Origin of the sequence: Pseudomonas sp. C27(2019) (assembly GCF_008807395.1) — a bacterium.
Classification (GTDB): Bacteria; Pseudomonadota; Gammaproteobacteria; order Pseudomonadales; family Pseudomonadaceae; genus Denitrificimonas.
In genome coordinates, this window is sequence record NZ_CP043320.1 from 1,728,145 (window position 1) to 1,740,852 (window position 12,708).

General features: G+C 46.3%; 10 protein-coding genes. 3 read left to right on the forward strand and 7 right to left on the reverse strand.

What is annotated here, in order from left to right; genetic code table 11:
• Positions 1-289 precede the first annotated feature (289 nt).
• Positions 290-1,021: a tellurite resistance TerB family protein gene (locus FXF61_RS07840; RefSeq protein WP_151184747.1), complete on the reverse strand. Its 732-nt coding sequence runs from the start codon at positions 1,019-1,021 to the stop codon at positions 290-292.
• Positions 1,022-1,304: 283 nt separating this feature from the next.
• Here FXF61_RS07840 and FXF61_RS07845 point away from each other — a divergent pair, with 283 nt between their 5' ends.
• Positions 1,305-1,610 (forward strand): PepSY domain-containing protein, encoded by a 306-nt coding sequence (locus FXF61_RS07845; protein WP_151184748.1) that lies wholly within the window; start codon positions 1,305-1,307, stop codon positions 1,608-1,610.
• 111 nt (positions 1,611-1,721) lie between these two features.
• Here FXF61_RS07845 and FXF61_RS07850 read toward each other — a convergent pair whose 3' ends face one another.
• Positions 1,722-2,732, reverse strand: a complete 1,011-nt coding sequence (locus FXF61_RS07850; RefSeq protein ID WP_151184749.1) for a YafY family protein — start codon at positions 2,730-2,732, stop codon at positions 1,722-1,724.
• A 91-nt stretch (positions 2,733-2,823) separates the two neighbouring features.
• On the opposite strand from FXF61_RS07850, the gene FXF61_RS07855 reads away from it, so the two are divergent.
• Together FXF61_RS07855 and FXF61_RS07860 are read left to right on the forward strand one after the other, a co-directional pair.
• Positions 2,824-4,893: an AAA family ATPase gene (locus FXF61_RS07855; protein WP_151184750.1), complete on the forward strand. Its 2,070-nt coding sequence runs from the start codon at positions 2,824-2,826 to the stop codon at positions 4,891-4,893.
• A gap of 127 nt (positions 4,894-5,020) precedes the next feature.
• Complete coding sequence (locus tag FXF61_RS07860) at positions 5,021-5,551, forward strand: hypothetical protein (RefSeq protein WP_151184751.1); 531 nt, start codon at positions 5,021-5,023, stop codon at positions 5,549-5,551.
• A 171-nt stretch (positions 5,552-5,722) separates the two neighbouring features.
• Here FXF61_RS07860 and FXF61_RS07865 read toward each other — a convergent pair whose 3' ends face one another.
• The 5 genes from FXF61_RS07865 to FXF61_RS07885 form a co-directional block, all read right to left on the reverse strand.
• Positions 5,723-6,469 carry a helicase-related protein gene (locus FXF61_RS07865; RefSeq protein ID WP_218571788.1) on the reverse strand — a complete coding sequence of 249 codons (747 nt, stop codon included), beginning with the start codon at positions 6,467-6,469 and terminating at the stop codon, positions 5,723-5,725.
• The gene (locus tag FXF61_RS07870) at positions 6,366-7,253 is read right to left on the reverse strand and encodes a DUF6361 family protein (RefSeq protein WP_218571789.1); all 888 of its coding nucleotides are present in this window, start codon (positions 7,251-7,253) and stop codon (positions 6,366-6,368) included. The genes FXF61_RS07865 and FXF61_RS07870 overlap by 104 nt, the downstream gene beginning before the upstream one ends.
• 299 nt (positions 7,254-7,552) lie before the next feature.
• On the reverse strand, positions 7,553-8,212 hold the full coding sequence (locus tag FXF61_RS07875; RefSeq protein WP_151184752.1) for a hypothetical protein: 660 nt from the start codon (positions 8,210-8,212) through the stop codon (positions 7,553-7,555).
• Between the two features lie 90 nt (positions 8,213-8,302).
• The gene (locus tag FXF61_RS07880) at positions 8,303-11,560 is read right to left on the reverse strand and encodes a type I restriction endonuclease subunit R (protein ID WP_151184753.1); all 3,258 of its coding nucleotides are present in this window, start codon (positions 11,558-11,560) and stop codon (positions 8,303-8,305) included.
• 43 nt (positions 11,561-11,603) lie between these two features.
• Positions 11,604-12,614 (reverse strand): virulence RhuM family protein, encoded by a 1,011-nt coding sequence (locus FXF61_RS07885; protein WP_151184754.1) that lies wholly within the window; start codon positions 12,612-12,614, stop codon positions 11,604-11,606.
• Between the last annotated feature and the right edge of the window lie 94 nt (positions 12,615-12,708).

The following is a 12,708-nucleotide window of genomic DNA, read 5'->3' on the forward strand; positions in this document are numbered from 1 at the left end:
ACTCCAACCTGCAAATAAACACGCTCTAAGGCGCAAGCCAATAATCTAAAAAAAATGATAATAACCAACCGCTGAATGCGCACAGCAGCCTACCACTGATTAATCAATCAGCAACAGGTTAGCAAAGCCAGCGGTGCTAGCCTAACCTAGGTAACAGGCTGTGTTAATCAACTAAAGGGCTAAGGAGATTCTGAAGGTGATTGTCGCGTCGCTCCTCACGATGACGCAATTAATCAGTACCTCCTTACCTGTACAGCCCAGTAGCTTTATAGGCTTGAACGTCTAAAAACTAACGCAAATGCGCTATTGCCTGTGCTTCCAATTCCGCTTTCAAGGCTGGTTCAAGCTGCAGCTGACGGGCCAGTTCGTCAAGGTAGGCACGCTCCATGTAACTTTCTTCATCCACCACAAGCATGCTGGCCAGATACATTTCCGCTGCAATTTCTGGCGTTTTCGCCGCGCGAGCAAGGTCTGCAGGATCAAGCGGCTTGCGCAACTCTTGTTCAAACCACGCTTGCAGCTGTGGCTCGTTAGTGAGCTTGGCCACCGCATCATCAATCAACTGCTGCTCGCGCTCATCAATATGCCCATCCGCCTTGGCCGCACAGATAATGGCACGCAGAATGGCTTGACTATGCTCTTCTATGGCGGCGGGTGCCACACGATCAACAGTCTGCGGCTGGTACTGACCTGAGAGTACCTGGGGCTGCGTTTGACTCTGGTTTTTCTGGTTATTTTGCCAGTTGCTATAGGCTTTATAGGCCACAACACCGAGCGCTGCTAAACCGCCATAGGTCACGACGTTGCCACCTACTTTGCGCGCCTTTTTACTGGACATCAGCAAACCGACAATACCACCGCCCAAAGCACCACCACCAACACTACCAAGCAGACCATTGAGCACAGAGTTTTGCTCAGCGGGTGCTGACGGGTTTGCCTGATTGGATTGCGCTGTATGTTGTCCTTGCAGTAATTCTTTACCTGAGCTGAGAAGCTGGTCGAGCAAGCCACGCGTATTCATTTTTGTCTCCATTAGAAATATAGGTTAAAGCCAACTATTGAATTGCATAGTAGTTGACTCGATCTAAATACAGAATTGTTTTTTCAGTTATGCACCCAGCTTTACCTGACCTTTACATAAGCGTTTGAGTTGGACTTTAACGCGCAGAATCACCTCAGAAAAGATTTTAAAAATAAGCTGGAATAGCCTCTATTTTTAAGTTTGAGTTAAGGCAACGTCTGTAATCTTTGCAACGTAGACACACACTATCGTTGTGTTGCAGCACCCCTGAGAGGAAACAACCATGAAAACTTTAACTACCCTATGTGTGTCAGCTGTTTTAATGATAAGCGCAGGTTTAGCCCAGGCTGATGTCAGCCCAGCTAAAACAGTTGAACTCAGCACTTCTGGCGCGATTTTAGCCTTTGATAAGCTTAATCAGACGGCTTTATCGCAACATCCAAACGCCACAATACTGGACACAGAACTTGACGAGTCATATGGCCGTTATATTTACCAAGTGGATCTGCGTGACGATAAAGGCCAAAAATGGGAAGTCGAAATGGATGCCGCAACGGGCGAGATTTTGAAAAACAAAAAAGATGATTAATCGTTAAAAGATACTGCAAAGCATACAAAAAAATGAGCCGTGGTCGCGTGTTATAAAAGACACCGCCATGGCTCTTTAGCACGTACCCTTAAATCAACAAAGCCAATACTGCTATGACTCGATCTGTAGATAATTCTGCGCCTGTTCCCGCACAATTTCAGCCATCCATTCACGCAACTGAGCCGGTCCGAGCACTTGCAAACCAGCACCTTGACTCAACAACCAGCGGCGCAACTGCATGCCATCCAGCACTTCTGCATCAAGTAGATAGCGCTCTGGGTTTTGCGGGTCAATCGTTACAGACTGCTTGTCAGATAGCGGTGTCTCTTCAAGGTGTTGCGCCAGCCACGGGCTGATCCGCAATCTCAGCTCAAGACACTGCTGATCCGGCAGGATCCAGTGCATTGCTCCACTTTCCAAATAATCATCAATATTAAACTCAGGAAAAGGTCGAACCGATGCTTCCAATAGCTCTACGCTTTGGTAGCGGTGTAAGGCCGTAATGCGAACATCATCAAACTGATAAAAACGGCACAACACATACAAGGTATGCCCTTGCTGCACCAAGCCATACGGATGAATAATGCGTTCTGGCTTGCCTTTATAAGTCGCTCGAAACTGGCGATTATCCAACAATGCTTGATAAATCAAACCCACAGCCTCGGCATCCACCTGCGGTGCTTGCAAAAAATGTTGCGGAGCAATACGCACTTTATCCATCCAGCCCTGAAATCTGCTGCAATTAAGCTTATGTAACTGCTCTTCGGCTTCCTCTTGCCAAGGTTGCAAATGCTGTAAAACCTGACGCGGTAGCAGCGGTTTTAAATGCTCCAAAGCCATCGACACAGTTAACGCCGTTACCGCATCCATGCCAGGAAAAGCCATGTGCTGACTGTCTTTAGCAAACGCCCATGCCACCCCTGTTTTACCCCGCCCAGAGGCTTCGCTTTGCACCAATGGAAAATGGCTCGACAGCTTCACCAAATCCCGCTGTACGGTGCGCAAACTTACGCCATAGCCCGCATCTGCTAACCGCGCATACAGTTGCTGGCTACTGATATAGCGAGGTTCACGCGGAATCTGTTGCAACATTAATAATAAGCGTAATGACGCGTCTGCCATGGTCTATCTCAAATGATTAAATGACACAAAGTGTCGCATCATAGTGGCATCATTTAGCCTCAGTCGCAAACAGCATATTCAGGAGTGAATAATGAGGCAGTGCAATCTAACAGATCAACACAAAGAGGCACTAAACCCACGCATACGTCAATGGATTTTGACCATGCTGGTGCCTCTCGGAGGCATGCATAGCTATTCCTATAACGAGATCGTGAATGATGCATTGCTACAAGCGCTTTTCAATTTTGATGACCCTGAATTAGAGCTGTGCAAGACAGAGTTATACGCCATGTTGCGTAAAGACTATCGGCGCTATTGTAGCCAGCGCACCCATTTACCTGATGTTTTACAGCGCAATGTGGCCGAGTTAGCTAAGCTGGTGGATTTAAACACTGTTGAAAGTTGCATCTTAGAGTTTGCCGTTGCGCTATCAATGGATGCCCGCCTAGCCGACGCCGCTGAACTACTCAGCGACTTAAATACGGCCAAACTTTTTTACAGCCTAGCCACGCTGCTGGACTGCACTGAAACAGAGATTCGCACAGCCTTGTCCCGAGACGGCAGCTTAATGCGCACCGGCATCTTTAATCTGCGCAACTTTGAACATGTGTCCTTGGTCAGCAAACTCGATGTGTTGTCTGTTTCGTTTGCCGATACCCTCTACTGCGGCACTGTCAGCCCTCACGCCCTGCTGCGTGACGAGATCAAGTATTCTTCTCCAGCGCAACTCAAGATAAAAGACTACCCAGATTTAAGCGCCCACCTGGATATTTTATTGCCCTACTTAAAACACAGCCTTAAGCAACGCAGCGCTGGGGTCAATATTCTATTGCATGGCGAGCCTGGCACCGGAAAAACCGAACTCGCACGCCTGCTCGCGCAACTGAATCATTGCCAATTATATGAAGTGGCAAGTGAAGACAGCGATGGTGATGCTGTATCGAGCCAGAGTCGCTTAGACGCTTATCGCGCAGCTCAACACTTTTTTGCTAATAACAACAGCATGCTGGTATTTGACGAAGTTGAAGACATTTTCAGCGAATCAAGTGCTAACTTTTTTGCGCCAAGATCAGCACTTGCGGGTAAAAACAAAGCGTGGATTAACCAGCTGCTTGAACACAACAGCATCCCAACGGTATGGATCAGCAACAGCATCCACCGCATGGACCCAGCCTTTGTACGCCGCTTTGATTTTGTGATTGAAGTGCCGCTGCCTAACAAAGAGCAGCGCATTAAATTACTCAAACGCTACAGCAAAGATTTGCTTGATAAAAAAACACTGCAGCGCTTAGCCAACCAAGAACAACTCAGCCCCGCCGTTATTGAACGTGCTGCGCGTGTTGTCAGCAGCATAGCCCCGCAGATCGACAGCCCAGCACAAGCCATGCAACTGTTGATTAACAGCACATTAACCTCGCAAGGCCACTCAACCAGCGAACCTGAAAAAAAACAAAACAAAACCCAAGATTACGACCCAGCATTTATCCGTGCCGATATTGATTTAGCTGGACTGACTGCCGGGCTATTGACGCACCCAAGTGCACGTCTGTGCCTATATGGCCCGCCCGGCACCGGCAAAACAGCTTACGGTCATTGGCTGGCAGAACAACTGGATAAGCCGCTGATTATTAAGCGCGCATCGGATCTGCTCGCACCTTATGTTGGTGAAAACGAGCAAAATATCGCTGCTGCATTTCAGCAAGCTGAGAAAGAACAAGCTGTGTTAATGGTTGATGAAGTGGACAGTTTTCTAAGCGATCGACGCGCAGCTAAAAGCAATTGGGAAGTCAGTATGGTCAATGAAATGCTGACGCAAATGGAAAGTTTCTCAGGCGTTTTTATTGCTTCCACCAACCTAATGGATGGCCTCGACCAAGCCGCCCTGCGCCGCTTCGATTTAAAAGCTAAGTTTGATTTCTTAAGCACTGAACAAGTGTGGAAACTCTTTATTCGGCACTGTAAACAACTGGGCCTACCACATGGGAAAAAAGCCTTGCCACAACAATTAGCAGCTGTGGAATATTTAACACCTGGCGACTTTGCTGCAGTCACCCGCATGGCGCGCTTTCATCCATTGCACAGTGCAGAAGCGTTTATTCAGGCATTAAGTAACGAGGCAAGTCATAAAGAGCAAGTAAAAAAGAGGCGAATTGGGTTTTAGGCCAAATATATTTTTTATTACTCATTTTAGTATGAATTTTATAACTACGTCAGTCCATAAGATGGATGTTTTAATTTAAAAAAAGTATAATTAAATTAAAAATAGCATTCAATATCGGTGGTCATATATGTCATCTAAAGAAGATTTTTGCTACAAAATTCTTAAAAAATATTCCATGCTTGTGGATTTCGAAGGTACGCCGCATAGCAAAAGTGTGCTTGAACCAATACCAGAGGATAACGAGACATATAAACAATGGAAAGAACGCGTACTTGGTGATGCTGTGAGTGATGTCACTCTGTATGGGCCTATTATTGACCCTGCTCCTCAAACTCGAATTAAAACCCTTCAATATCAGGTTGATGCTGATCACTTAGAGAAAATATTTAATTCGTTTGCAAAGGCTAAAGAAGCACAAAGAAAAACAGCTATTAGCACAGCAGTAGAAAAAACCGAAAAAAGATATGAAAGCTTTTCCAAAGAAACACTCGAAGATATCCTTGTTAGCTTTGATGGTAGCCTAGAGCATTCAGTAAGCGATTTTTTTAATCGGTTTTTAAATGACAAAAATCCAGACATTGATACAGAAAAAATAATGAGAGAGCTAATAGAAGTTTATAATAATGTAGTACGAGAATATCGTAAGCGTTGCTTATAATTAAATTTTACAAGTTTTAATTATAAAATATTTATCGAGATTCATTATGAAATCAAACAGGCTAGAAAACCAGTTAGATCAGTTCGGAAAGTGTTAGCAAACATCCCGAAAAATAGCAGTACTCATAAGTAGAATCAAACCGATATAGCCCACTCCTCCCTCAGCGTGATCTTAATAGTCTGAAGGAGGCTGCAGTGAAATTAGCCAATCTGTTAAATCTGCTGATTCGTAGCTGCCGCCTTGGCGAAGGCTGAATAATAGATCTTCCTGCCGAGGTTGACCAAAAACCATCCGATAGAGGGCTATCCCCTGTTTCAACCGTTTGAGTTTTCCAACCTCCTTGCTGTAGGGGAGCAAAGGAATGCGACGTTCAATCCGAGCGGAGCCTTCTTCAAAAATCCAATATGGGACCAGATCGGAATACCTATTAGACTTTCGCTCTGATGCGATATGGAAAATAGCCTGCCACGGATCACCCCCTTCAAACCCCGCAGAGAGAGCAGACAAACCATATTTTTCTGCAATATTTTTTCTGACTGCATGGCCTTTATAGCGATGAACTCGACCCTCGCGCTGTTCAAGATCAACGGGGTTAGATGGCAGATTCCAATGGACTACAGCATGACACCAAGTGTGAAAGTCTAACCCCTCTTGACCAATTGAGGTCGATGCCAGAATGAAGGGTCGAAACGGTGAGTTAAACGCATCTCGCACTGAGTCGGCACGAACGAGGGCCTGATTGTTATCGTCTCGAATATCCCCGAAACGGAGCGCAAAACGACAGCGGGTATTGAAGTCATTAAGTTTAAAGCTACTACCCGACTTCTGTATTTCGTCGATTCGAATCTGCGCGGTCCGCAACAACCCCATGATTTCGAAGCTTGGCAAGCTGAATGTTGTACGAAAGTGCTGCACCATGCATTACATCCGAGAACAACCGTGCATGGGTCAGGAGCTCTTTATGCTGTTTGGAAAACCTGCTGTAATCCGGATGCTCCCATGGCGCTTTGGTGTCGGCAGGTTCACAGTCCAGCAAATGAGAAAGAAGACTATCTCCGTGCGTAAGTCGAACACAATCCCGAATAAACTCTGCTTCCTCCCTAGACAAAGCAAAGTCAGCCACCTGTGGAAAATTATCAGGAGGTACTGGCAGTCGTGAATGCCAATTAAGAACCCCGAATCGCCCAACACCATCGAAATCATCGCCTCTTATCTTTGCGGCTTTCTCTAGAGACTTTAAGTCATTCAAGCGATGGTATGTATCTTTGATACGTCGATGATACTCGTCCTGTGAAAACTGCGTAACTCGTATTCCCCAAGTACCAAGACCGGCCCAGTATACAGAGCTAGGCAACCGCTTCAGGCTCTTTCCGGCAGTTTTTCCAAATACACCAGCTTGATCATTGGATTCCATTAGTGGCTGAATTAGGTCTCTTTCTAGCTTTTCAGCCTCGATCGCAAAACGCTCTACAGGTACTCGTTTCTCCTCTAGACCGTTGTAAATCCATGGCACGAAAAGCATGTAGCGAAGTCGCGTTTGGATTGTGCTTGTTCCGGGAAATAACTGATCAGCAAAACTGTCTCGTACAGAACCAAGCCCAAGTTCATCACGACTTTCCTTCTCTTGGAAAAGTGAAAGGATACGAAGAGTTTTGTCCCTAGCATTAGAGTCGTGATCAATCCATGAGAGAGTTGAGGGCATATAAATATATCTCGTTAATATTGAGTAAGGTTTCTGCCCATTATATTAATGACAACCTGATTAAATCTTATTCCGCAGTTTAGCATTTTAAAATGCTATCAGAACCCTTATAATCAGCAATACTATTACTATTCCAATAGCAGGGCGTGAGTATTTTACATTCGGTAAGTAGCACTAAATTATTCTGGCTGATGGCCGATGTCTGTTTAAAATATCTTCTCTATCTGTTAACGCTTATTTTTAGCTTGCAAATCTTTCAGCTCTACACGCTCGCCAGCACTCAATTCAACTATTAAAGCCTATAACAACTGTTTTTCAATACCATACAAAACTGCCACTCGCGCTTGTTCTTGTTCGGGTAAAACGCAAGTTGCCATGTGCAAGCGGGCATTTGTATCAAGCTGATCAAAAATCAATGTATCAACCGCATTATACTTTTGCAGACTAAGGTCAGCTCCACCAGTAAAAACCGCAAAGGCAGCGTGCGAGGGTTGGTTTGCTGTTAAGTGATCCAGTTGATAAGTGGTGTCGCTGCTATCAAAGGTTTTAAACAAGAAACGCTGACTGGGTTCGCTCTGTAAAACAGTTTGCAAGTCGGCGATATCCGTTGCGGTTACACCGGGCACGGTCAGAGCTTGGGTCAGTACGCTGATGGCATTTTCAGCCCAGAGCATAAAATCAAAGGTATCGCACGCCTCTACGCAGCGTACTTGATAGCAATTTTCTGCAAGCTCGCGCTGGCAGTCGGCACGGTCAAAGTACAAGCTGATATAAAGTGGCTCAGCATGAGCTTGTGATGATAGGTAGTCTTTTGGCGCGTCAATTAAGAACTCAATAGCCACATATTCAGAGCTGGCATGCAGTCTGTGCTCTTTATCTAAGTGCTTGATGCTGTATGCCGTGCCTTTTATAAAGTTTTTAATCACCAAGCCCGTTTCAAGATGAACGTTATTTGTCATTGTTATTGCACCTATAAAATACTGTGATACAGCCTTGGCAGGTACGCTGCGCTGAGGTTTGCTGTTGTTTCTCTGCGCTTAGTAAAAGCATCAATTGCCACTACTCAGCATCGCAAATATCAACTTAGAAAACTGCTCGGCCTTTCTTGGGTCACTGAGCAACTGCATCATTTGATTCTGATGGGCATCGCTGCTGCCCAAAATCGCATCGTCCACGGCTTTGGGGAAATCACCGAGCATCGCCTGCTCTGGCGTGTTATTGGCGAGCTGGTGCATAACTAAGGTGTTTTCTCTGACCTTATCACGCACAGTGTAGGCGTAGTTAACCATATCGGCTTCGGTCAGCTCATCAGTGATAAACAGTTCGTTGAGCTTGGCAACGATTTCCGATAAAAACTCTTCTTGTTTATCTTTAGCTTTAGCCGTGCCCAGCGCGTCGCCGGGTTCTAAGTCATAGCCTTCAGCATCTTCTTTAAGCCTGATATCCTGTTGGCGAATTTTAGAAAGGCGGTAGTGGCTGAGCACCACATTGCTAAGGTCGACATCCTCTTCATCGGTTTCCGCCTCGCGCAGCATGGGCCTTAGATTACGGGCATAGAGGCTGAGCTTTTCCAGATCTTTGTCATCATAATCAACGATCTGCGACATAAACTCATAAAAGCGCACAAAGGTGCCGAGATCCTTTTTAAAGATTTCCAGCGCGTCTTTTTCCTGTTTGCAGTCTTTAAAACTGTTTTCGGCGTTAGCAATTAATACCGCATCTTTGCTGCGTTTGCTCCGTTCAAACATATCGCGTGCATGCTTATAAGCCGCCACGGCAGATTTATAACGACTGCTCCAACGCTCAACCGCAGGCTTGCAGATATTACCGATGGCGGCGTTGCTTTTACTTTTTACGAAAAAGGCATTACAGAACTGCTCAACTTCATGCCACTGGAAAATACCCGCTGCACGTAACTTCTCGTACAGATCAAAGATCAAATCAGGGTCAGAGACATCAGCCAATTCAGCAGTTTGATAATACGGCTGGAAGGCATCGAGAATATCTTGCGGCTCATTAAAAAAATCCAGCACATAGGTGCCGGTTTCGGCCTTGCTTGGATAGATACGGTTCAAGCGCGACAGGGTTTGCACGCACTCCACGCCACCAAGTTTTTTATCCACATACATGGCGCAGAGTTTCGGCTGATCAAAGCCGGTCTGAAACTTATTGGCGACAATCATCACTTGGTAATCATCGCTGTCAAAGGCTTTGCGCATATCGCGGCCTTTAAGGCCTGGGTTCATATTGGCTTCGGTAAATTTCTCGCCCAGCAAAGCCACAGAGTTTGGATCTTTTTCGGTGAATTCCACTTCACCGGAGAAGGCCACCATGGCGGCAATGTTTTGATAGCCTTTCTCGGATTGCTTGGACACCAAGTATTTATCCAAAGACAACTTATAGCGCACCGCTTCTTTACGCGAGCTGGTGACGATCATTGCTTTGGCCTGGCCGCCCAACAAACCCATGACGTTATCTTTAAAGTGCTCAACGATGACCTGTACTTTCTGGCTGATGTTGTAGTCGTGCAGGCGCACCCACTGGTTGAGCTTGACCTTGGCTTTTTTGCTCTCAACTTCTTCGTCTTTTTCAGCGATTTTCATCGCCAAGTTATAGGCCACTTTATAGTTGGTGTAGTTTTTCAACACATCCAAAATAAAGCCTTCTTCAATGGCCTGACGCATGCTGTAGACATGGTACGCCTGTGGCTTATTGGTTTTTGATGCCGGTAAACTCGGGTCAGGTAAGCGGCCAAACAGCTCTAAGGTTTTAGTTTTCGGCGTGGCAGTGAAAGCTAAATAACTTAAGTTCGGCGAAGCACGGCGTGACGCCACAGCGGCATCGAGAATATCCTCACTGCTCAGCTCGTCATCGTCACCTTTGCTATCAATGCTTAGCACTTCTTTGAGCTGGCGTGCTGTACTGCCGGTTTGCGAGCTGTGCGCTTCGTCGGCGATCACCACATAATTGCGCTCTTTCAGGCTGACGCTGTTCTCAATGGCGCGCAGTACATAAGGAAACGTCTGAATGGTAACAATAATAATCGGCTGCGAGCCTTCCAGCGCGGTGGCCAATTTCTCGGATTTAGAGCCATCGCCCTCACTGCGATTAATGCGCCCCACTACACCTTCGGTCGAGGTGAACTGCGAGATGGTTTCTTGCAGCTGATCATCCAGCACGGTGCGGTCGGTGACGACGATAATGGAATCAAACAGCTTATGCCCTGCCGCGGTATGCAGCGCCGATAACTGGTGCGCTGACCAGGCAATGGAATTGGATTTACCGGAGCCGGCACTGTGTTGAATTAAATACTTATGGCCTGGGCCTTCAGTGCGCGCGGCATTAACCAACTGACTGACCACATCCCACTGGTGATAGCGGGGGAAGATCAGGGTTTCTTTTTTGTATTTACGGCCTTCCCAGTCTTCTTTTTCTTCGATTTCTAAATGGACAAAACGCGCGAGAATATTGAGTAAATTCTCCGGCAACAGCACCTCGTTCCATAAGTAATCGGTGGCGTACTGATGGATATCGACCGGTACATCATTACCCGCGCCGCCTTCGGCTGTGCCTTTGTTAAACGGCAAAAAGTAGGTGTCGTTCCCTTCCAGCCGCGTCGCCATATACACCTCGTACTGACTCACAGCAAAGTGCACCAACGCACCGCGCTTAAAGGTCAGCAATGGCTCTGGCTTTTTAGTCACAGGATCGATAGCCAAACGTGTGGTTTTGTACTGGTTAATAGCGTTTTGCACAGCCTGCTTGAACTCAGACTTAAGCTCCAGCGTGGCCACCGGCAAGCCATTAACAAACAGTACTAAATCGATGCGCCACTGCTTAGCTTTACTGCCGCTTTCCAGCGCATGCTCATCGGATGCCCAAGGTGAATACACAAGCTCTGGGACAATGCGCAGGCGGTTTTGTCTGTAACGCGCCAAAGTGTCGGGATTGAGGTTATGCTCAGGCTTAAACTGGCACAGGCTAAAACGCGTGCCACGGTCGCGCAGTTCATTGCGTAACACACCCAAGGTGCCAAAGGTGCGTAGCTCTTTATTGGCAGCATTGGGGTCGGCTTTATTGAGCTGCGAGGCGACGCGCTCTAAAAATTTAGCTTCAGGATTGTTGGGATAGAGCTTACAAAACTTCTGCCATTGCTCATCTTGAGTGTCTTGCACAAAACCCAGCACATCGGCTTCATACAAGGCTAACTCGCGGTTGTAGCCTGCGGGCGTACCCAACTGCCAACCGTTGGCGACCATTTGACGAATCATATCCTTCTGAAAGGTCAGTTCGCTTGCTTTGCTCATCCCCGAATTCCTTTTATTGATCTATCGATCATCCAGTCTCAAATTATTTTTTAGGTAAACGCTTAATTGCTTGCTCTAAATCTCTATCGACTTGGCTCGGAGTTGCATCACTTACTCGCTGAAACGCATCGAACTCCAAGGCCGCTTTCTGCTTAGCCTGTAACGCTGAAATACGACCTGCATGATTCAGTAACTCATAATCACTCAGGCGTAAAAAGTCATCAAGCTTAGCACTCCAGTCAGCCATTTTCATTAAACGGCCACGTTCAGCTTGTAGCTCGGCAAACTCCAAATAGGATGTCACTAGGCGATTAAGTTGCGATAACTCTTTTTCAGATAAGTAGTTTTTAGCGACTTCCATATCAGCCTTGCGTGGCTCACCACCCGCAAAATGAGTTAAACCTGCATTTGGCTTTTGCCCGCCGGCACGCAAATGAATCAACTCTGCAGCAGTATGGCCATGGGTTGCCCAGTGCATTTTATTTTGCACCTGCGCAAAGAAGTGTTGACTGGTTTCTGCTTTGCCATCGTAGTCAATGCTGGTGGCATAAATGTCACAAATTTTGCGCCTAAAGACTTTTTCAGAAGAGCGAATATCACGGATACGCGCCAGCAACTGTTCAAAATAAACACTATGATCAGGGTTTTTTAGACGCTCGTCGTCCATGACAAAGCCTTTAAGCATAAACTCTTTTAACTGCGCTGTTGCCCAAGTTCGAAACTGTATCCCTTGCTTAGAGCGTACTCTATAGCCCACCGCAAAGATGGCCTCCAGATTAAAATACTCTATCTGCCTCTCTACCTCGCGTGCGCCCTCGCTTTGAACTGTTGCATATTTTGCAACAGTTGCCTCGCGCTGCAATTCGCCTTCATCAAAAATGGCTTTTAAATGTTTAGAAATGACCGATTTATCACGACCAAATAGCTCGGCCATTTGATTAAGGCTTAACCACAAGGTTTCACCAACAAAACGGCACTCAAGACGTAAGTTGTTCTCTTCAGTTTGATAGAGTAAAACTTGGCCTTTTTCAGGTTCTTGATTGTTTAAACTCACAGCGCTGACTCCTTGTTTAACAACACTTTTTAAGCTAAACGGCTTAAGGCTCGGCCAATGGTGTCTGGCTTACCAAACAAAGCCGTCATTACGC

Bases quoted from the DNA above. Each gene is read 5' to 3' on its own strand.
- FXF61_RS07840 (WP_151184747.1), bottom strand. From the start codon at position 1,021: ATGAATACGCGTGGCTTGCTCGACCAGCTTCTCAGCTCAGGTAAAGAA.
- FXF61_RS07845 (WP_151184748.1), top strand. From the start codon at position 1,305: ATGAAAACTTTAACTACCCTATGTGTGTCAGCTGTTTTAATGATAAGC.
- FXF61_RS07850 (WP_151184749.1), bottom strand. From the start codon at position 2,732: ATGGCAGACGCGTCATTACGCTTATTATTAATGTTGCAACAGATTCCG.
- FXF61_RS07855 (WP_151184750.1), top strand. From the start codon at position 2,824: ATGAGGCAGTGCAATCTAACAGATCAACACAAAGAGGCACTAAACCCA.
- FXF61_RS07860 (WP_151184751.1), top strand. From the start codon at position 5,021: ATGTCATCTAAAGAAGATTTTTGCTACAAAATTCTTAAAAAATATTCC.
- FXF61_RS07865 (WP_218571788.1), bottom strand. From the start codon at position 6,469: ATGGTGCAGCACTTTCGTACAACATTCAGCTTGCCAAGCTTCGAAATC.
- FXF61_RS07870 (WP_218571789.1), bottom strand. From the start codon at position 7,253: ATGCCCTCAACTCTCTCATGGATTGATCACGACTCTAATGCTAGGGAC.
- FXF61_RS07875 (WP_151184752.1), bottom strand. From the start codon at position 8,212: ATGACAAATAACGTTCATCTTGAAACGGGCTTGGTGATTAAAAACTTT.
- FXF61_RS07880 (WP_151184753.1), bottom strand. From the start codon at position 11,560: ATGAGCAAAGCAAGCGAACTGACCTTTCAGAAGGATATGATTCGTCAA.